The organism is Paenibacillus sp. JNUCC 35 (genome assembly GCF_058269095.1).
The window spans coordinates 5,589,918-5,610,280 of record NZ_CM177771.1; the positions used below are offsets into that span (position 1 = coordinate 5,589,918).

Sequence of the window (20,363 nt, forward strand, 5' to 3'; positions counted from 1 at the left end):
GGTCACCGTCGTCCCGCCTTGCTTAGCCTATGCCCATCTATCTCACTGCTGATTATCGATGCTGTCTGTTCATTTCCTTCTGCTGGAGAGGATGCAAAAAAGACCTGCCGTCTCTAACTTAAGAGACGACAGGCCGTTAGCCTTCCGCGTTACCACTCTCATTGATCCGCCGTAAGGCGAATCCACTCGATGCTTTTGGAAACAGGTCGGCCGGTATCCGGATACCGGGACGTTCCAATCGCTGCCCGATCACGGGGGCCAGCCGTTAAAACTTACTTCGCCGATGCTTCGAAGACTTCTGACCCGACCGATGGGACATCTGTCTCACGGGTTCAGGACGGCTTGCCGGCGTTGTTCAGTTTTACCGCTCCCGGGCGAGTTCAGGGTTCATCCGGCTGCGTTGCACCAACCCGCAGCTCTCTGTGCGACATGAATGACCTTACTTTTCCCGTTCGTTGCGTGTACGTTTTGAACTTGTTGTGATTATAATATGCGCGAAAACGCAAAGTCAATACAAAATGTAAAAATGTTCAAAATTTTAAGCGAGAGCGGAAAAAATCCGTTAAGGAAAACTCGCCCGTTGCCGGCGTTTTCTCTCCTAGGGTACGGTTAAAATAGGGGATTTCCCCTAAGATCGATAGGAGGGCGTTTAACATGGTTATCCACTTCATGCGGATCAGGTAATGCAGGCGGATTGACACCCTACACCTGTTCTTTTTTCAAAAAGAGAGATCAGGCTTATTTGTGCTGCCCCGTTAGGATGCTTTCATGAGATTCGATTACTTGATTAAAGATGAAGAGGTGCTATCCGATATGAACGACTCCGCAAAAAAATCAACACCGTTAACGGAACAAGAACAACTCAACCAATTCCGCCTGCTGGCGGCAAAATATAATCTGGAACCGGACCCGTCGAAGCCCCTGGAACTGAACGATTCCGGGCTGGACTTTCTGGCGGCGTCCGCCCGCTCGACAGACGGCACATCCTGGATCCTTCGTATTCCGAGGAGACCGGACGTCATACAATCGACCGCTTACGAAGCTAAAGTACTTGAGCTTGTCGGCCGTTCGCTGCCCGTTGCCGTTCCCGGCTGGCAAATCAACCGGCCCGACTTCATCGCCTACCGCAAGCTGCCCGGAACACCTGCGGCCACCGTGGATGCCGCCACTAAAACCTATGTGTGGCACATCGATCCCGAGGCTCCTTCCCACGAGTTCGTTCAGTCCCTTGCGGCAGCAATGGCCGCCCTGCACCGGATAGACGGCCGTGCCGCCGAACAAGCGGGCCTGTTGGCCGTAGAAGCCGGTGACCTGAGAGCAGCCGCTGCGGCACGCATGGAAGTCGTCCGGCAAGCCTACGGCGTTTCGGATGAACTTTGGGAGCGCTGGCAGGCTTGGCTCGCGGACGCTTCCTACTGGCCGGGGCATACGTCGCTGATCCACGGCGATCTGCATCCGGGCCATATTCTGGTCGACGGAAACCAGCGGGTTTGCGGGCTTCTGGACTGGACGGAGGCGGAGTGCGGAGACCCGGCTACAGACTTTGCCCTGTATTCCGCCGTTTTCGGCGAAGCAGCCTTGTCCGGTCTCCTGGAGGAATATGAAAAAGCCGGCGGACGCATCTGGCCGAGAATGAAGGAGCATATCGCCGAAGTGCTCGGGTCTTATGCCGTCACTATCGGCTTGTTCGCCCTTAAGTCCGGGCTTGAGGAATATTCCGTTATGGCACGGGAAGCTCTGGGAGTCACTGTTCATAAGTCGGTGGATTAAAAGCCAGTTGATGCAAGGTAAGTTAGGTCACGATATAGTTTTTTGAAAAAATCTCTCCTTGCATGTTTAAGGCAGGATTTAATGTAACTATTAAATTATGATTGACAAAAAAACAGGGCTCCCATTTTCGGAGCCCTGTTTTAGAATTAATTTTCTTTTATTTCACTAGGAGTGTATTTCTGTAATTATTGAGACAGCTTCTTTAGTAAGTATAAGTTTATCGCAATTCAGAATATTGTATACATTAAGAGAGTCAGCTACGGCGGTTTCTACACCAGGTATATTATTCGCACTTTTAAAAACAAAGTTATCTATCGAAGGTGTAACAATTAGTGCCTTTTTATCTGAACCAAGAGCTTTAAGCATAGCCACAATAGACTTTGTTCTATAAGTTTCTAACTTAATCTCCTCAACAACGATAAATTCTCTGTTCTGAACTTTGCTTGATAATGCAGATTTTATAGCAAGACGCTTAACCTTTTTATTAAGTTTGTAGCTATAGTCGCGAGGTTTAGGAGCGAACACAACTCCTCCGCCACGCCAATGTGGCATTCGAATCGAACCGGCTCTAGATTTATCGATTTTATTCTGCTTATATGGTTTTCTGCCACCACCTCTAACTTCACCACGTGTTAATGCTGATTGTGTTCCGCTGCGTTTATTTGCCAGATAATTGACAACTACATCATGCATGACTGATTCATTGGGAACAATACCAAAAATGGACTCATCAAGTTCCATTTCGCCAACACGATTACCTTCCATATTAAAAATAGTTATATTTAACATTATTTTCCTCCAAATTCAAAGCTTACACGATACTATAAAATATCATCGATTTCGAGGCATATTACCTTAATAATTAAGATTTAAAGTAAGATCTCGTTGTATAAGAGAAACTGTTAAATTAACTAATATAGTACATCTACAATAACATCCATCATAAAAACCCCCGTTTACCTTCTAATCCATATTTATAAGGCTAGCAGATAGAAATTACTTTAACTATACACAAAATGGTTCTGTATCATTTTGTATAACTATAAGCTCTAGGACGGTCTCACCACATATGTACACCAAATCAACTTTAATGGTACTGTTCTGCTACAAGAGCTATGACATACTAGTATATTCAAATGAGTTTGAGTTATGGCGAGGCAACAATTTCTGCACATACAAAACACCTTCAAATCTGTCTCTATGATTCTATAATTGAGACAATTTGAAGGTGTTTAGATTTTAATTATTCCTGTGGTGGGCGAAACCCTGTTTTTATTTGTTATATATTATTTTTCTTATAGCATAGACAGAAAGGCAGTAAAGTTCTGCTAGTTCTTGTATTGATGAACCAGAAGCATAAGCTGTCATGATTTCATTATTTCGCCTATCAATCTCTTCCCGAAAACCGGATAGTTCTCCCCAATTTTTATGATGGTCTTTTATTGCAGGAATATAGATGTATTCACCTTGTACGAAATCTTGTAACCTTGCAACCAATTCTTTTGGGAGAATTTCATTAGCGTTGATATACCTCATGTAGACTCACTCCTTGATTAAGAAATAATTTCAAGTAGCAAAGCCAGCATGATTGGTGATGATTTTATTCCATGCAAATATCACCAAATATCTGTCTTTGCATGGATTTAAACATGAGTTACTGTAAAGTTCTTATGAGACATTTTTCGTTCTCCTCTTTAGAAATGTTTATACTTAGTACAAATCCAAGAAACTAATAACTTTACTTTACAAATCAAGATTGGCTATTGTGCCCGTAGAGTTGACCGCATGCTGCATCAATGTCCGTTCCGAATTGAGTTCGCACAGTGACTTTGACTCCCTTTGACTTCAAGATATTGGTAAACCTCTGGACTCGTTCTTTGTCAGATTGACGAAAATTATCAGGTGTTACGTCGGTTGAATTGTAAGGAATCAAATTAACATGATATAAATGTTCCCAAGGACCTCTGTTCTTTAATAAAGCAGCAATGGCTTCTGCGTGCTCATTTGAATCGTTTTCTCCTCGAAGTAATATATACGCAATGTAAACTTTCCTACCTGTATCACGAATATGCTGATCTAATTTATTCAATACATCATTAAGCGGGAATCGATTATTTATAGGCATTAGTTCACTTCGCTGTTCGTCAAAAGGGGAGTGAAGTGAAAAGGTAAGGTTAACTTGTGGGAATTCTTTTGTCAGTCGATCGATTCCTGGTAAAATTCCAATGGTGGAAACTGTAATTCTTCGATGCCCCAAGCCAAAGGTTCGTGAGTCTGTTAGAATCTTAAGCGTATCAAAGATATAAGGATTGGCTAAAGCCTCCCCCATACCCATAAACGACACACTGTCTAAAGCCTGACCATTTAAATGAAAGTATAATAGTTGATCGGTAATTTCATCTGCTGTTAGATTTCGTTTTAGTCCGATTGTTCCTGTAGCACAAAAACGACAACCGTACCCACATCCGCATTGGCTTGAAATGCAGTATGATTTCCAGCCGCGCTCATAGCTTAGTTGAACTGCTTCTACACGTTCGCCGCCCTCAATGGCAAAAAGCACTTTATTGACTTGACTGGACGTCTTTTGGATGACAGGAGTTAAGTTTAAAACATGTTCGCCAAGGCTCTTTATTAATTCGTTCCTTATACCTTTGGGGAGTATGGTCATTCGGTCATATTCACCAATTCTTTGCTTGAAAATCGCATCTGCGATTTGGTGGAACCGATATGCCGGTTGTTTCAAATCTGACATTAAGTGTTGAATTATTTCGTATTTCGAAGTTGATTTCATGTTTTTTCTCCTCTTTAGCCGGAGAAAATGCCATTGGCACCATTGCGTGTGTTTATAGCATATGCATTAACCAACTTAGATTAAAACTCACGAAGCTTGTAGCTAGAGTCGCTACGTGCATCTATCGATAGATGGATAATGCCCCGGCATCCGTTTAATTTGATCGTGAACCATACCAACGGACAATGAACGATTCACATGAACATTTACAACTTCCAACATTTATTCCAACCTCCTGAGATAAAATGAGATATAAATTACATTACAACTTCACAATTTTAGTGGCGTTCCTTGTGTTCAACTTGAAAAGGAAAGTATTCAAAATTTACATTTGCTGAGATGGTTCCGCTGTAATGAGACACATTGATTAATGACATTGCGAATTCCTCCATCCAAAAAATAAAGAGCTACAAGAAAGTTACCTTTCTTGTAGCTCAAATAAACAATGTTAAAACCTAACCCAAATAATGGGGTAGATAAAATGTTATTTTATTTGAGTGAAAAGAATAAGTAACTTTCTTGCTCAACAAAGAATAAAACAAGTTGTGTTTTATCTTTTGCAATTTAAGCAAGAAATACTACATTATTCCCCTCAACTCCCGTGTCATATTTGACTGTATACTAGCATATTTAATTTGAAATTTCAACTTTGCAGTAAGAATCTCTATTTATAGATACTTAATTTCACAAACATCCTTTAACCTTCTCGCACCGGCTTCTGACAAGCTTGGCATACAAAAATATAGATTTTTTTCAGCTCGACTTGCAGCTACATAATAAACTCTGTGTTCTTCGTTATTTATATCAGGATTTAGCAGGAATCCCAAATCCTTTTTTTCGCTATAAGTTTGGTTTGGCTTAGGTTTAACGCGGGTGTTGTGCTACCGCTTTTCTTTTGAAACCTAGGTAATTGAATCCTGAGCTGTTTTTTCTTTACTTGAGGGTGTCGAAACGGTTTTAGGTGAATGTTGAGGTTGTTGGCCGGTATTCGGTTTTTCAGCTGTACAACCTGAAGTGATTACAGCGCCAATTGCAATCAACATGAAATACGCTTTCGGGCGGTTCAGCTTATTAAAAAGCATAATAATATCTGCCGTTTAAATTCAAAAAAACATCTCCTCTTCCTCTGCCTTTTATGAAATAAAATAGCTGTATTTTCTCACAAAAAAAACCAGTCCCAAAAACGTTTATCGTTTTTAAGACTGGTTTTTCAATCTTTTATTATTTTCAGCAATCAGTATCCCCACTTCTCCAGGCTCAGCACCGGCTCGGCCTTAAACTCCGGCCCCGTGATATCCCCACGGTTCCATTTGAGGAAAGCCGCGGCACCGATCATGGCGGCATTGTCGGAGCAGAGATCCATCGGCGGCAGCAGCAGGGGCACGCCAAGCTCTGCGCAGCGCTTCGTCAGCTCTTCGCGCAGTCCGCGGTTAGCCGCCACTCCTCCCGCGAGCAGAAGCTGCTTGGCGCCGTACTCCCGGACGGCCCGTGCGGCTTTCTCCACCAGCACGTCCACCACGGAGGATTGGAAGCCTTTGGCGACATGGGCCGCCACCGGCTCCTCTCCGCGCATACGCGACTGGTTAAGGACGTTAAGGACCGCCGATTTCAAGCCGCTGAAGCTGAAATCGTAGGAATCGTCCAGCCAGGCACGGGGCATCGGAATTTCTCCGTCCGCTTCCTGGGCGAGGCGGTCAATATGAGGACCGCCCGGATAAGGCAGTTTCAAGGCGCGCGCCACTTTGTCGTACGCCTCGCCGGCCGCGTCGTCACGCGTCTGTCCGATGATCTTGAAGCTTCCTTCGCTCTCCATATACACAAGTTCGGTGTGGCCGCCGGAGACGACAAGCGAAACCAGCGGATATTCCAGCTTGTGGACAAGCTGATTCGCATAAATATGCCCGGCGATATGATGCACGCCGATCAGAGGCAGGCCGAGCGAGAAAGCCAGCGCTTTGGCCGCCACTACGCCGACAAGCAGCGAGCCGACCAGACCCGGCCCTTGGGTGACCGCAATAGCGGACATGTCTTTCATCGCAAGCCCCGCTTGATCGAGCGCTTCCTGCAAAATCCAAGTAATGCTCTCGACATGCTGGCGGGATGCGATTTCGGGCACAACGCCGCCGAAGCGCCGGTGGGTTTCGATCTGGCTTGAAACCACGTTGGACCGGATAACGGTCCCGTTCTCTATCACGGCTGCGGACGTCTCGTCGCAGCTTGTTTCAATGGCCAGAATGTACACAGGCTTTGTAGTGTTCATGACGTTTTTTCATTCCCTTTTATCAAATGCGAACAGGACGCTGCCGCCGCTTTAGGCGGGTTGATTCGTGTCGGGCAAATCCGCCCACATAATGATCGCGTCTTCGTTATTGTCGGTGTAATAGCCTTTGCGGACGCCGACGTACCGGAAGCCCATTTTGTCGTAGAGGCGCTGAGCCACGTAATTCGACGCGCGGACCTCCAGGGTCATGCGGACCGCCCCCAGCGATCTTGCCTTGGATTGCAGCTGGTGGACGAGCGAAACGCCCAGCTTGCGGCCGCGGAACCGGCCGGATATCGCGATGTTGGTTACATGGGCCTCATCCATAATGAGCCACATGCCCCCGTACCCCGCAACGACCCCGTCTACCATCATTACCGTATAATGGGCAAAATGATTGCTCGTCAGCTCGTTGTGAAAAGCTCCCGCCGACCAGGGTGTCGTAAAGGCTTCCTGTTCGATTTCGCAAATGTGGGGGATGTCGTCCAGCCTCATCACACGGAAAATCGGGGTTGAAACAGGCTGCTCCCATCTTCGTTCGTCCAAAGAGCCCCTCCCCTTTCCGTCAGGATTTGGCCTTAGCCATCAGATTCACTTCAGCTTCCGTAAGCTGCGTATAGTTCGGAACGAACGTATACTTGTCGATCGTTTCTCCGCGTTTTAACCGGGGCAAGCCAAGCAGACCCACTTCGGCCGCCGTCAAATCGTACGGAAGAACACGCACAGGGATGTTCAGTTCAGCCGCGGCCTGTCCGATCGTTTCTTCGAAAAAAGAAGTCTCACCGACGAAAACGATCTCTTGGGGTTTGGCAAATCCGGAAGGCACGACAAAAGCTCCGCCGTCGCCCGCGGATTGCGCCCCGGTCGTCCCGGCGGCTTCCGCTCCCGCCACAGCGTCCCCAATGTGCCGCGTAAAATCCGCCACAAGGCGGATGCCGTCCGGCTGAAGCCGGGCCCATCTGCTGCCGGTGTTATCCGACGACGCCGCGCCGCTGATGTCTTCCGCGCCCAAAAGCTCAACGGCCGGTTCATTCCCGGCCGATGCATAAAGCGCGGTAAATGCCTGCCCCCGCCGGGCATTCATCAGGGGCACGAACCAGCGCACGGCGCCGTCCGAACCGGCATCCGCCGGTTCTGCGAGCAAAGCCGTCCGCGCACCCAGCGCCAGCGCCTCCAGACTGGAGACGGCCGCAGCCGGAATGCCGAGCGACCAGGCGAAAGTTTTCGCTGCGGTTACCGCAATCCGTACGCCGGTATAGGAACCCGGCCCCTGACCCGCCACGACCCCGGTAAGATCGTTCGGCCGGATGCCGCGGGAAGCAAGCAGCTCCTGCAAATGAGGCATGAGGTGAATGGAATGATTGCGCTCCACGATCGTGTGCTTTTCGGCGACTACGCGGCCGCCCTGAAGCAGGGCAACGGCCAGCGAAGCCGTGGACGTATCCAGTGCAAGCACATACCCGTTTCCGTCGAATCCGGACCGGCTGATTTCACGACCTTCACTATCCCCGGCAAGCGGAGAGTCCTTCACCTTTTCCCGCTCCTGCGTACTATTTCCGTTCCCGCTGCTCATACCAACCATCCGTTCTCTTTCAAATTTGCGCACCAGCTCTCGTAAGGCTGTCCGGCCGGATTCAAGCGGAACACCCGCTCGTCTCCCCCGCTGTGCTCGATATAAATTTCAAGCCGGTTCGGCGGCAAAAGCTCCTCCACCAGACTGGCCCATTCAATCAAAGTCAGACCTTCCCCGTAAAAATATTCGTCAAGCCCCAGATCCTCGGCTTCTTCCAAAGAAATCCGGTAAACATCCATATGATAGAGAGGGAACTCTCGTCCCTCGTATTCTTTAATCAGCGTAAAAGTCGGGGAGTTGACAACGCCCTGCACCCCGATCGATTTAGCCACCGCCTGCGAAAAACGCGTTTTGCCCGCGCCAAGATCGCCGTCCAGCGCGATTACGGCGCCGGGACCCGCAAGCATTGCAAGCTGGGCTGCCAATGCTTCCGTGTCCCGTTCGTCTGCGGCTTTATATTGGTAAGCCATCTCCGTCGCTTCCTCTCATTTCGCAGCAAAGTGATTGTAGCCCCGCTTCGGCAGCGGCTGCACCGTCCCGTCCGGACGCTGCAGCCGCACCCCTTCATCCGCGGCCGTCACACGTCCGATGACGTGCAAGGGCAGCCCCTCGCCCGCGAACGCCTCGCGCAGGGCTGCCAGATCCGCTTCTGCGGCCGTGCCCAGAAGCTGGTAGTCCTCGCCGCCGTACAGCACCCACTCCAGCGGGTCGACGGCCAGCTTCTCCGCGCAGGCGCGAAGCCCTTCCGCCAGCGGCAGCTTCTCCTCCGCGATGAGGAGCCCGACTCCCGAAGCCTCGGCGATTTCGCCGGCTTCGCTCGCGAGCCCGTCGCTGATGTCGTTCAGCGCCCGGCACAAGCCCGTACGCTGAAGCAGCTCCCCGGCCGCAGCCTGCGGCAGAGGCCGGGTGTGGGCGCGGACGAGCTCCGCGGCCTCTGCGGGCAGCTCGCCCCAAAGCGCCGCGTCCGTGCCGCGGTGTAGGAGGTAGCTCAGCCCCGCGGCCGAGCCGCCGAGCGGCCCCGTCACGAAGACGGCGTCGCCCGGCTTCGCGCCGCTGCGCAGCAGAGCCCGGCCTGCGGGGACTTCGCCCAGAATCGTGACGGTCAGCACGATTCCGCCGCGCGTGGACGTCGTGTCGCCGCCGATGACGGCCACACCGAACAAGTCCGCGCACTCATACAATCCGGCGTATATGCGCCGGATCTGTTCCGTGTCGGCATCCTTCGGCAAAGATAGCGCGACAAGCGCATAACGCGCCTTCGCGCCCATCGCGGCCATGTCGCTGATATTCGAAGCCATCGCCTTGAATCCGATGTCCTCGTCCCGCATCGTCACAGGCAGGAAATGAATCCCTTCGGTCATCGTATCGCAAGAGGCGACAAGCTGCATGCCGGGAGACAAAGCGGTAACGGCCGCATCGTCTCCGATGCCGACCACCACTCCTTGCGAACGCATTCCGTCCGCCTGTTGTCTGTCCCCCGTCAGCAGGCGGATCAGGCCGAATTCGTCATGCTGCATAGATGCCGCTCCTCCGGTTTGGTTTGCCTCCTATTATAGCCCTCTATCCTCCCTCTAGCAACCGGGATATGCGTGTTGCGGCAAGGCGCGGGCGCTCTTCCGGCTCCTTTCCCGCCCAGCAAAAAAAAGCGCCTGCATGTTCTTTCCTCCATGCAGGCGCCGTCCTCACGCTTCCTCATCCTCCGTTACGGAATCGGGATATCCCATCGTATCCGTAGTGGATTCCTCGATCAGACCGTTATGAACCGTAACCTGGCCGCCGCCGAGCCCTTCATTGATCATCCGGTCGATGTCCATGTAATAGTCGTCCCGGCCTTGATGGGTACCGTCTTTGACTTCTTTTTGCCGCTTGTCGTCTCCCATTTTATTCACCTCCACTCCCCGGAGTAAACCTGGCTCCGGTTAGCGTGGCACAAATCCGCCAAAAGCATTCATATCCGGCGAATTTTTTGGACATACTGATGCTAAAAAGAAGTTTGGTCACAGAGCGGCCGGTCCAATGCGGATCAATAAAATAAACCCGTTACGCGGGCTCCCCAGGAGGTTTTCCTTCATGCATACGGTCTGGAAAGGCGCCATCAGCTTCGGTCTGGTGCACGTTCCCGTCAAAATGTTCTCGGCTACGGAAGAGAAAGACATCTCCATGCGTTACATTCATAAACGCTGTACTACCCCGCTTTCTTACGTAAGAAAATGCACCACCTGCGACACGGAAGTCGAGTGGGCGGAAATCACGAAGGGCTATGAATACGAGCCTGGCCGCTTCGTTCTTTTTGAGAAAGAAGAACTGGAGAAAATCTCCGGCGAAGCGACTAAAGAGATTAAAATCTTGGATTTTGTCAACTTGACCGACATCGATCCCATTTATTTTCAGAAGACGTACTACCTCTCCCCCGGAGATACGGGTGCCAACGCCTATAACCTGCTGCTGGAATCCATTAAGCAGACCGGCAAAATCGGGATCGCCACCATTTCCATCCGTTCCAAAAGCAGTCTCGCCGCCGTCCGGGTTATCGATAACTGCATCGCTCTGGAGACGATTTTCTACCCGGACGAGATTCGCGCGATCAGTCAGGTTCCCAATCTTCCGGAAGCCTCGAACGTGAATGACAAAGAGCTTACGATGGCCAAAATGCTGATCGAACAGTTGTCTACGCCGTTCGAGCCGGAGAAATACCAGGACGATTACCGGACAGCGCTGATGGAAGCGATCCAGCAGAAAGTGGCCGGCGAAGAGGTCCAGGTCGCTCCGGAGCAGAAACGCACCAACGTGATCGACCTGATGTCCGCGCTGCAAGCGAGCCTCGAAGCCGTCAAGCCCGTCGCGGCGGACAAGTCGGACGCCAAGGCCAAAGCGAAGCCCAAAGCCGCGGCCAAACCGCGTAAGCCGAAGGAAAAGGCAAAGGAAACGGTATCCTGAGTGAGCCTTCCTCAAAAGAACGACAGCAGAAACGAGCCGCCGGCATCGGAGGCTCGTTTTTTTCGGGCTGTTTTCAGACTGTCTTCACTTTTCCCGCAGGAACGTACACTCCTCAGGCGCAACGGATAGAAAAGCCTGGATACTCGGCTGCCTCAGGGTCAGATACCGGGTCCATTCCATGAACCGGATCTTCACGGTAAGCCGCGGCTGCAGCCAGGCAGCCTCCCTGCTCCGTTCCGGTTCGTTGATAAACGGCCTCTCCGGTACGATAAGAGGTTTCGTTAAAGCTGTCAGGTCGATCCAATCCTGGCGGCTCAGCTTGCCTGTCCCTGCGTGTCCGATGTACACAAGCTGCCCCTCTTCGTTGTACAGACCGAGCAGGATCGCATTCACAACTCCCGAGCGATAAGTCACGCCCCCGATCACCGCATTCACGTCCAGATAGTTTTTATGCTTGCGCCAGCGGTGATCTTTGCCTTTGAGCGCGTAAGTGCTTCCCAAATCCTTCAAAAGTATCTACATAATATTTATGGACATTAATCATGGAAGTTTATATCTTTTCTTGTTTGATAAGGGTAACAAGGATTAATGAATACATGTACATAAATAATGCGTTGTACATTAAGGCATGAATTATGTACACTAACTTACTTGAGTAATTGATTTACTGTGCATTCATTTTTATCAACATCAATAATAGTTTGAATACTGGGATGTCTCATATTTCCACCGGAAGTAAACTCAAGATATTCAACCTTCACGGTTAACTCGGGTTTTACCCAGATAACATCTTTGGATTTCTCTGGGTCATTTGAGAATGGACGTTTTGCTGAAACAATCTTATTCGTTTTTTCAGTAATGAACGCCCAATCATGACGTGTTAATTTCCCTGTACCTACACTACCAATATAGATAAAGTCGCCTTGATCGGTATATAGACCTAATAAAAGTGAATTTACAATATGGTTACTTCGCGTTATTCCACCTACAACAGCAAAAAGATCATTCACAATTTTATGCTTTCTCCATCGAGCATCTTTACCATTTATTCTGTATTTACTGGATATATCCTTATAGACTATACCTTCCATTTGATATTGCCTCATAAGATTAAAAAGAGCTTTTCCATCACTAAAGTTTTGTACAATTTGTATATTATTTCTGGGTACGATAATTTGATCGAGCAGTTGTTGTCTATACTCTAATGATTTATCAGTAACCCAGGTACCGTTGTAAAACAAGATGTCAAAAATCATATAGGTCACAGGGGTTATGCTTAAGGAATGCTTTATACTTTGTTCTTGTTTCAAACGATCCCTTTTCATAACTTCATGAAAGGAAGGCTTAGTGTTGTCAAAGGCAATGACCTCTCCATCAAGAATGACAGAACCAGCTTTACAGAAGGAGTTAGTGTCAAGTAACTCAGGATACTGTACTGTACGTTCATTCAATCTTCGATTGAATAATCGAGATTCAATTCCATCACAGTAGTGTAAAATTCTTACCCCATCCCATTTTACTTGGGCCACCCAGTTGGTTCCTGATGGAGGATTCTGCATCCTGGTTGGTTCAAATGGAATGACTGGATCTAGTTCCATAACTTATCCCACCCCTTATATTCTTAAATTTCATTCTTTCCATTTCCAGAAATTTTATGGCATATGCGCGCTCACAGAAGTTTTTAAACATACAACCAACCCTCCATATTAAAAAAATCGGCCCGCAGATGCGAGTCGATCCCTTTGATGTACCAGTTAGCTATTCTGTCATGATGACTACCAGTTCGTCAGCCAAACTTTTTGAACTAGAAAGCCCTTTTAAAAACCTAAATGGTCCTTGTGAAGACCAATCTAATATTTTTAACTTACTAATCGCCTTAGACAATTTCGAATAATCAATAGCCTTTTTAGCTTCCGAAAAGTAACTTTTCATAACCTTCCCAGCCGCGATAGACAAGGCATCTAAGCAAACTATATGTGTAATTCGATGGCCCGAATAATCAAGCCATTCTACTGAAAAAACATCTTTGATCGTGCTGTAATAAAACAAAGCGATTTTCAATTTTTCTTCTCTAGGAAGTAAAGAAAGCTCGGAATCCTTCTTGAAAAGAAAATGAAGGGTTCGGTATAAATTCTGCAATGTGATATGTCGCCCTTTAACACGTTTGCCAATAATACTACCAATGTTGTGAAATGGACTTTCTTTTCGAGTTAACAGCTCGGTAGCCACCCAGCTTAAGTCGTCAGAATCCCTTCTAAGATACTTGCTAAGCGATGGTCCGATACCTTTTGCCTTGGTATTAATTGTGTCAAACAATTTGATCTCTTCATCTTCGTCCAAACTATGAAAAGCAAGAAAAGGAATGTTTATCTCAGAATTGGTTTCCTGGATGTAGCGTTTTATACCGCCCAATCTATGCTGCCCATCCATTAGGGAGGCCTTCCCCTTACATATGAGTCTGCCAAAATTCGGACGCAACCTGTCATAACTAGAGAATTCCCATTGAGAACAAGCATTTAATAAAATGGGAGTAAAAAGTGCATCCTCTCCTTTTGACAAATAAACAGCAAAATCATGACATCTCTTACTATCTACAGGACGTTGGTATCCTTTGCCCGATGGATCATCGTATGGTTTAACAAATGTAATATTAAGCGCTGTCGTAGCCGGCAAATGACTTTGATAAGCTACTTTTCCACGCATTTTGGTTTGAAGTACGTTTTCAATTACAACTTGATTTGGTAAACGTGTGTTCATCTGGTTGTCAACTCCTGTAAAGAATGTCTCATGTCCAATATAGAACTTATAAGTATCTTTTTCAATGGTATTTATAGTATGTGTGTCTGTATTTACAACTTTGACTTCACTAACCTGTTATCAAGGGTGGTGGTTAAAGTGGCTAATCTCTCAAATTTAGTTGGACTTAGAATTAGACAGATCAGGAAGAACCAGGCGTTAACACAGGAAGAGTTAGGAGAATTAGCAAAACTTCAAAGCTCATACATAGGCGGGATAGAACGAGGAGAACGAAATATATCCTTAGAGACTCTCGAAAAAATAATACATGCTTTTAAAATGGAACCTTCCGATTTTTTCAACTTTCAGAACCTTGATATAAATACGGATCTCAACAAACGTGATCTTATTGAGGTATTTAAAGCGAAACTTCTTGAAAAGGATATTAAAGAAATCAGAAAGATCTTCAATATATACAAAGAAATATATGAAGAGTAAACGAGAATGGTCATTGTCTCCTGCTGGTGTACCCTTTCGAGGAACTTCTCACAATCAATAGCAGCCATTCCCCCACTACCAGCTGCAGTAATAGCCTGTCGATATCTGGAGTCCTGAACATCTCCACAAGCAAACACACCTGGGATATTAGTTTCGGTCGTCCCTGGAACAACTTGAATATATCCGGTATGGTCAGTCCTAATTTGTCCATGTATTCGGCGTATGTCCAGTGGCTATAAAATAATCCTTACTGACCCCCAGATTACCCACCAATGAGCGCAACGGCTGTGTTTAGATGGTGAATCAAGTGGAAAATACCGTATCGGTTATTCGCGGGTAAACGGAAAGAAAGGCCACCTGGCGTCATTGACGCCAAGTGGCCTATTGGTTTGCGATGCACAGGCTACGTCCGAATATACTTCGCGATAAATGCGGTGACGCGGCTTTCGTATCCGGTCGGATCCGTTTGGTACGCTTTGCCGTGGCGGGCCTTCGGGACGACGAACAGCTCCTTCTCGCCGCCGGCGGCATCGTACAGCTCGCCGGCCATCTCGAACGGCACGAACGTGTCGGCATCTCCGTGAATGAACAGCACGGGCAGCTTCGTTCGCCGTACCTGTTCAAGCGCCGACGCTTCCGCGAAGCCGTAACCGGCGCGCATTTTCGTCAGCAGGCTCGTGCTCTGCACGATCGGGAAGCTCGGCAGATGGTACATGCGGTCGAGCTGGTAGCTTAATTGGTCTTCGACCGACGTGTAGGCACAGTCGGCAACGACCGCCTTGACATTTGCGGGCAGCCGTTCTCCGCTCGTCATCAGCACCGTGGCGCCGCCCATCGACACGCCATGCAGGACGATTTCGGCATCGGTGCCGACTTTGCCGATCATCAGGTCAATCCACTTCACGTAATCTTTGCGGTCCGGCCATCCGAACCCGATATAATCGCCTTCGCTCTCGCCGTGTCCGCGGTCGTCCGGCATGAGCACGTTATATCCGAGCTTATCGTGGTAAAAGGCGGCATAAATGCCCATATCTTTGCCTTTTCCGGCGTATCCATGGGCGATGATGACCGTTTTCTTCGTCGGCGCAGGCGCATGCCAGTAGTAGCCGCGAAGCTTCAATCCATCGTCTGACGTCTGCTCCATCTCTTCGTATGGATGCGAGTCGATCCACGCTTTGCCGTCCACGTTAAAGCCAGCTGCGGCAGGCCTCGATCCCAAATCGGGGCTGCTCAACAAGAAATATTTCGGCGCCCTTTCAATCGCCACATGATAAAAGTAAAAGCTCCCCCCAACATCGACGCTCACCAGCAAGGCGACGACGATTCCCGCGGCGGCGAGCCATTTCTTCGTTCTTTTCTTCAATTGCTTACTCCCCCTCATGCAACGTGTGGTAATTCGGTTGTTCCGTAATACTATCACACGTGTAGCACGAATAGCACATTACCTGTTTTACTAATGACTGGAAAAGCTTTGTGATCATCCAGTGGATGCGTTTTACTACGCTTGTCCCCCTACTCCAAATACATGCTTTGCAAGGCTTCCCGTCTTTGACTGGTCAAGCCGAATTCTTCAGAAAAATAAGTGTCAACATTGCCATACGTCTTCTTGATCGACCCGAAGGCGGCTTCCATGAATTGTTCTTTCACTCCAAGCAGGTGTTCGATATTGCGCAATTCCACCTCATTCACATGTTCGGCAAGCTGACTCAGCAATTTCCCGTTGAAACCTTTCATCGTTTCGTTGGTGAGCAGGTAGTCTTTCATTACACTTTCCTCCGGGACGCCGAGCGCCAGTAAGATCAAGGCGGCACCGACTCCCGTACGGTCCTTGCCCGCCGTGCAATGATGCAGAAGCCCAAGGTTGTACGAATGCTGGATCATTTCCATTAACCGTTTATATGACGGATTGCCGAGCGGGAGCTTCGTATACAGTTCCATCATCATAGTATCTGCGCGAAATTGTTTGAAAAAGCCGTTTTTGACCATATCGACGATAAAGTGTTGGTTTCGATCGGCGTTCTCAGCATTTCCCGATATGTTGATTCGAGATGCTTGATCTGCTTGAATAGCAGCAATGCGAATATTTTGTACGCCGGCAAAAACCGGATCCGGTTTCTTTTGCGCTTCATAGTCATCGCGGTAATCGAAAATCGTTTTGATATTCAAGGCTTGAACAGCCGCTAAATCTTGCTCCGTCAAACCGGTCAATTCATCGGAACGAAAGAAAATACCATATTTGACTTTCCTTCCATCGGCAGTTTGATAGCCTCCCATATCGCGGAAATTATGTGTTCCTTCGAGAAGGATTATTCTCTGCCCCTGATACGCCCCATCACGTGTTGTTGACATAAGTATCACCTCATAGTGTTCAATTCGCAAACTCTTTCCGGGTCTGAAGAGTCAATACCGCCGGCACCAACCCTTCCGAAGACGCTTCAATGCGGATTTCCCCAGCCTCGTCCAGCAAGCGCGTAATCCCGTATTTTTGTTTCGCTTCCTTGAATAAGCGGCAGTAGGGACCTCCCTCTAACCGTCTGAGGAATATCGATGCCAAAATAGCCAAGGATCGTCGGCATCAAGTCGATGTTTTGCGTGATGGCCGAAATCCATTTGGAGACGGGATCAGTCCCCGGCAGATGGGTCATGAGCGGAAGATGGTCAATTTCTTTCGATGAATTCGATTCCTCTCATTACCGTGACTGCGAGAGGCATGTCATCCTCTTCCTTCAAAAATTGACGGTTTACCCAGTCCTGCCGACACAGATCGCCCGGCTTCGGATTGCTTAATGTTTCCGGAATAGGCGGCGCTTCCACCTGCCCTTTTCACGCATCGCCTTCTTGTCCTCTTACAAACTCCCATGAGTTGTATTTCGTATGGTAGGTGGCTCCGCCATCCTTGAATAAGGGGTACGGTCCGTCGTCAGATGGGTGTATACCTTGTTCTTTTTCAACAATTCGATCACCGATATGTCATACGGTTCCAAAGGTCCCCAACTTCTGTGCAAAAAGTTGTATCGTCCAGTATGCAGCTCTCTGCGTGCGGGCATGCAAGGCAAGCTGCCTGCATAACACATTTCGAACGTGACCATTCATTCCGAGAGCCTCTCAAAGTTGGGAGCCTTGATCCAATCGCATCCGTAATTCGGAAGCATATGTTTATTCAACGAATCGAACATAAGCATGACTGCTCTCATACCTGTCAACACTCCTTTTACATATCTGATCCGGTTCCATTCAGCCGTTCAACCATATGATTCAGCATTTCTTCCGTAAATGCTCCCTGGCTAAAGGCAGCGGCGGCACGCAAAGGCATGAATTTCAGTATGGCTGCGAACATTTCCGATGTTCCTTCGTCGTTCGCAGCACTGAACAAAGGATTTCCTTTGAATCCCCGCAAAAATTGTTTTACGATATCTGCAGTATAAGGATCCGCCATTAAATCTCCGATCGTTGTATTTCGCGTGTAAGTTCTTCGAATGAGAACGGTGGATTGTATTTGTACGGGTTCTTTCAAACGAATTTCGGTTGCTGATTGCCCGATCATTATTTCGTAATCTCCGCTTTCTACGTGCCAATCTCTGATGTCCGTGTTGTAATACGCGAATGCCCGCTTATCGAGGATAAAACGTACCGTCTTCTCTTCACCGGGCTGCAAAGCGATTTTGCTAAAGCCTTTAAGCTCTTTAAATGCTTTGCTGACCGTGCTTTCAACGTCCCTCACATAGAGCTGCACGATTTCTTTACCGGCTACGTCACCTGCATTTTTCACCTTCAAACTCACCTGAAGCTGATCCGTATCCAGCATAGCTTGGCGATTCAGTTTTAAATCAGTGTACTCGAACGTTGTATAGCTAAGCCCGTGACCGAACGGAAACAACGGTTCGATCTCTTTTTTATCGTAATACCGATAGCCTACAAACAAGCCCTCGCTATATTCAACCGTATCTCCTTCACCCGGGAAGTTCAGGTAGGACGGGTTATGCGACAACTTTTGCGGAAATGTTTCGGCAAGCTTGCCACAAGGATTCGCATCTCCGAACAGCAAATCGGCGATCGCTCCGCCCAGCGCTTGACCTCCCAAATAACCTTCCAGCACGCCCTGCACCTTATCGATCCACGGCATTTCAATGGGAGCTCCGTTGCTCAATACGACGACAATATGCTGTTGAACCTCGGCGATCGCATCAATCAACTGCATTTGATTGTCCGGAATTCTTAGATGTCCCCTATCATAGGCTTCGGATTCATAGCGATCGGGCAACCCTGCGAAAATAACGGTCACCTGTGACTTTCCGGCAGCTTCTACCGCTTCTTTTACAAGCTGTTCATCGATTTCGTCGTCTTCCAGGTTATACCCCTTTGCAAAGGACATTAGAGCCTGGCCGGATACTTTCTTAGCCAATTCTTCATAGATGTTATCCAGCTTCATCGGCTTGATGCGGGAGCTTCCTCCCCCTTGGTATCTAGGCTGCTGCGCAAAAGCTCCGATAACGCAGATAGTCGCGTCCTTGGACAAAGGCAGAATGCGTCGCTCATTCTTTAAAAGCACCATGCTTTCCCTGGCCGCTTCCCTGGCTAATTGATGATGCTCTTCTTGGTTGAATGTCACGGTCTTTTTATTTTCCGCTGCCCTAAAGACTATCGTCAGTATTCTTTCTACCGCTTGATCGACTATATCCTCGGACATGCTCCCGTTCCGTACAGCCTCGACTATTTTACGATCGCCCGCTCCGTTACTTGAAGGCATCTCCAATTCCAGACCGGCGAGCAAACCAGGAACCCTTTCATCCACGGCGCCCCAATCCGAAACGACGAACCCTTCCAATCCCCACTCTTCCTTCAAAATATCGTTCAACAAGTACTTGTTCTCGGAGCAATACTCTCCGTTCACCTTGTTGTATGCGCACATGACGGTCCAAGGCTGAGCCTGTTTAACAGCACCCTCAAAGCTGGACAAATAAATTTCACGAAGGGTTCGTTCGTCTACAACCGCATCCACGGACATTCTTCGGTGCTCTTGGTTATTGACGGCATAATGCTTGAGTGACGTTCCTACGCCTTGACTTTGAACGCCTGCGATATGATTCGCCGCCATCTCGGTTGACAAATAAGGGTCCTCTGAAAAGTATTCAAAATTTCTGCCACATAACGGGGAACGTTTGATATTGGCAGCCGGCCCAAGCAAAATCCCGACATCCTCCGCTTGGCATTCGACGCCAAGCGCCTCGCCGACCTTACGGATCAAATCCCGATCCCATGAACAGGCTAATCCTGCACCGGAAGGGAAGCATGTAGATGGCACGCTATCCATAATACCCAAATGATCGGAATCGCCTTTTTGTTTGCGAAGACCATGAGGTCCGTCGGTAAGCATAATGGACGGGATCCCCAGCCGTTCAACGCCTTTTGTATGCCAGAAATCCACGCCTGAGCATAATCCGGCTTTTTCCTCCAGAGTTAGTTGGCTGATCAATTGCTTGATTCGGTCTTTCATATCGAATCCCTCCACATATTCAATGTCGTTATCCCTTTACCGAGCTCGCGATTCCTTCCACAAAATAACGCTGGAATAGAATGAAGATTATGATAATCGGTACGATCGCGATTCCCGCCTCGGCCTCCCGGCTTTATCTATTCGACTAACGTTTTCAGTTGCTCGCGATCATCCGTCATCCCGATCGTACAAAGCAGTTGTCCGACTTTTTCCCTCACATCCATCGCAGCCAGCGTTTCTCGGACCCACTGAATATCCTCTTCCTGCAAAAAAAACGGATTTGCCGCCAAATTTACCACGATTG

At 48.3% G+C, this 20,363-nt stretch carries 21 protein-coding genes, 1 pseudogene and 1 other annotated feature; of the genes and pseudogenes, 3 read left to right on the top strand and 19 right to left on the bottom strand.

The genetic code is table 11. The features are described from left to right. Nucleotides 1-118: 118 nt before the first annotated feature. Nucleotides 119-465: a binding site (T-box leader), on the bottom strand. Nucleotides 466-813: 348 nt separating this feature from the next. Continuing rightward, a complete protein-coding gene (locus AC2TF6_RS25330; protein ID WP_491311716.1) occupies nucleotides 814-1,770 on the top strand; it encodes a macrolide 2'-phosphotransferase in 957 nt (318 codons plus the stop codon). A gap of 165 nt (nucleotides 1,771-1,935) precedes the next feature. Here the strand turns inward: AC2TF6_RS25330 and rplD are convergent, their stop codons facing one another. From rplD to AC2TF6_RS25380, 10 genes are all read right to left on the bottom strand, one after another. After that, nucleotides 1,936-2,559: a 50S ribosomal protein L4 gene (rplD, locus tag AC2TF6_RS25335; protein ID WP_491309016.1), complete on the bottom strand. Its 624-nt coding sequence runs from the start codon at nucleotides 2,557-2,559 to the stop codon at nucleotides 1,936-1,938. Between the two features lie 483 nt (nucleotides 2,560-3,042). Further along, nucleotides 3,043-3,306: a CD3324 family protein gene (locus tag AC2TF6_RS25340; RefSeq protein ID WP_491309017.1), complete on the bottom strand. Its 264-nt coding sequence runs from the start codon at nucleotides 3,304-3,306 to the stop codon at nucleotides 3,043-3,045. A 214-nt stretch (nucleotides 3,307-3,520) separates the two neighbouring features. Then, nucleotides 3,521-4,561 carry a Cfr family 23S rRNA (adenine(2503)-C(8))-methyltransferase gene (locus AC2TF6_RS25345; protein ID WP_491309018.1) on the bottom strand — a complete coding sequence of 347 codons (1,041 nt, stop codon included), beginning with the start codon at nucleotides 4,559-4,561 and terminating at the stop codon, nucleotides 3,521-3,523. Between the two features lie 902 nt (nucleotides 4,562-5,463). Next, a complete protein-coding gene (locus AC2TF6_RS25350; protein WP_491309019.1) occupies nucleotides 5,464-5,643 on the bottom strand; it encodes a hypothetical protein in 180 nt (59 codons plus the stop codon). A 152-nt stretch (nucleotides 5,644-5,795) separates the two neighbouring features. Then, a complete protein-coding gene (tsaD, locus tag AC2TF6_RS25355; RefSeq protein WP_491309020.1) occupies nucleotides 5,796-6,821 on the bottom strand; it encodes a tRNA (adenosine(37)-N6)-threonylcarbamoyltransferase complex transferase subunit TsaD in 1,026 nt (341 codons plus the stop codon). 51 nt (nucleotides 6,822-6,872) lie between these two features. Further along, on the bottom strand, nucleotides 6,873-7,316 hold the full coding sequence (gene rimI, locus AC2TF6_RS25360; protein ID WP_491311717.1) for a ribosomal protein S18-alanine N-acetyltransferase: 444 nt from the start codon (nucleotides 7,314-7,316) through the stop codon (nucleotides 6,873-6,875). Between the two features lie 70 nt (nucleotides 7,317-7,386). Further along, nucleotides 7,387-8,394, bottom strand: a complete 1,008-nt coding sequence (gene tsaB / locus AC2TF6_RS25365; RefSeq protein ID WP_491309021.1) for a tRNA (adenosine(37)-N6)-threonylcarbamoyltransferase complex dimerization subunit type 1 TsaB — start codon at nucleotides 8,392-8,394, stop codon at nucleotides 7,387-7,389. Beyond that, on the bottom strand, nucleotides 8,391-8,864 hold the full coding sequence (tsaE, locus tag AC2TF6_RS25370; protein ID WP_491309022.1) for a tRNA (adenosine(37)-N6)-threonylcarbamoyltransferase complex ATPase subunit type 1 TsaE: 474 nt from the start codon (nucleotides 8,862-8,864) through the stop codon (nucleotides 8,391-8,393). The genes tsaB and tsaE overlap by 4 nt, the downstream gene beginning before the upstream one ends. Before the next feature lie 15 nt (nucleotides 8,865-8,879). Beyond that, the gene (thiL, locus tag AC2TF6_RS25375; RefSeq protein ID WP_491309023.1) at nucleotides 8,880-9,911 is read right to left on the bottom strand and encodes a thiamine-phosphate kinase; all 1,032 of its coding nucleotides are present in this window, start codon (nucleotides 9,909-9,911) and stop codon (nucleotides 8,880-8,882) included. A gap of 165 nt (nucleotides 9,912-10,076) precedes the next feature. Continuing rightward, nucleotides 10,077-10,274: a hypothetical protein gene (locus AC2TF6_RS25380; protein ID WP_491309024.1), complete on the bottom strand. Its 198-nt coding sequence runs from the start codon at nucleotides 10,272-10,274 to the stop codon at nucleotides 10,077-10,079. Nucleotides 10,275-10,464: 190 nt separating this feature from the next. On the opposite strand from AC2TF6_RS25380, the gene ku reads away from it, so the two are divergent. Next, a complete protein-coding gene (ku, locus tag AC2TF6_RS25385; RefSeq protein ID WP_491309025.1) occupies nucleotides 10,465-11,331 on the top strand; it encodes a non-homologous end joining protein Ku in 867 nt (288 codons plus the stop codon). An 84-nt stretch (nucleotides 11,332-11,415) separates the two neighbouring features. Here ku and AC2TF6_RS25390 read toward each other — a convergent pair whose 3' ends face one another. From AC2TF6_RS25390 to AC2TF6_RS25400, 3 genes are all read right to left on the bottom strand, one after another. Next, nucleotides 11,416-11,841: an ATP dependent DNA ligase gene (locus AC2TF6_RS25390; RefSeq protein WP_491309026.1), complete on the bottom strand. Its 426-nt coding sequence runs from the start codon at nucleotides 11,839-11,841 to the stop codon at nucleotides 11,416-11,418. 137 nt (nucleotides 11,842-11,978) lie between these two features. After that, nucleotides 11,979-12,929, bottom strand: a complete 951-nt coding sequence (locus tag AC2TF6_RS25395) for an ATP-dependent DNA ligase (protein ID WP_491309027.1) — start codon at nucleotides 12,927-12,929, stop codon at nucleotides 11,979-11,981. Nucleotides 12,930-13,089: 160 nt separating this feature from the next. After that, nucleotides 13,090-14,088 (bottom strand): DGQHR domain-containing protein, encoded by a 999-nt coding sequence (locus AC2TF6_RS25400; protein ID WP_491309028.1) that lies wholly within the window; start codon nucleotides 14,086-14,088, stop codon nucleotides 13,090-13,092. Between the two features lie 138 nt (nucleotides 14,089-14,226). Here AC2TF6_RS25400 and AC2TF6_RS25405 point away from each other — a divergent pair, with 138 nt between their 5' ends. Beyond that, nucleotides 14,227-14,565 (top strand): helix-turn-helix domain-containing protein, encoded by a 339-nt coding sequence (locus tag AC2TF6_RS25405; RefSeq protein ID WP_491309029.1) that lies wholly within the window; start codon nucleotides 14,227-14,229, stop codon nucleotides 14,563-14,565. A gap of 35 nt (nucleotides 14,566-14,600) precedes the next feature. Here AC2TF6_RS25405 and AC2TF6_RS25410 read toward each other — a convergent pair. The 6 genes and pseudogenes from AC2TF6_RS25410 to AC2TF6_RS25435 all read right to left on the bottom strand — a co-directional run. Continuing rightward, a pseudogene (locus AC2TF6_RS25410) lies at nucleotides 14,601-14,805 on the bottom strand (NAD(P)/FAD-dependent oxidoreductase); the annotation flags it as partial. Nucleotides 14,806-14,968: 163 nt separating this feature from the next. Next, on the bottom strand, nucleotides 14,969-15,928 hold the full coding sequence (locus AC2TF6_RS25415) for an alpha/beta hydrolase (protein WP_491309030.1): 960 nt from the start codon (nucleotides 15,926-15,928) through the stop codon (nucleotides 14,969-14,971). Nucleotides 15,929-16,077: 149 nt separating this feature from the next. Beyond that, nucleotides 16,078-16,914, bottom strand: a complete 837-nt coding sequence (locus AC2TF6_RS25420; RefSeq protein ID WP_491309031.1) for a tyrosine-protein phosphatase — start codon at nucleotides 16,912-16,914, stop codon at nucleotides 16,078-16,080. Between the two features lie 86 nt (nucleotides 16,915-17,000). Next, a complete protein-coding gene (locus AC2TF6_RS25425) occupies nucleotides 17,001-17,210 on the bottom strand; it encodes a sulfatase/phosphatase domain-containing protein (protein WP_491309032.1) in 210 nt (69 codons plus the stop codon). A gap of 566 nt (nucleotides 17,211-17,776) precedes the next feature. Beyond that, a complete protein-coding gene (locus AC2TF6_RS25430; protein WP_491309033.1) occupies nucleotides 17,777-20,059 on the bottom strand; it encodes a beta-glucosidase in 2,283 nt (760 codons plus the stop codon). Nucleotides 20,060-20,196: 137 nt separating this feature from the next. Then, nucleotides 20,197-20,358: a hypothetical protein gene (locus AC2TF6_RS25435; protein WP_491309034.1), complete on the bottom strand. Its 162-nt coding sequence runs from the start codon at nucleotides 20,356-20,358 to the stop codon at nucleotides 20,197-20,199. Between the last annotated feature and the right edge of the window lie 5 nt (nucleotides 20,359-20,363).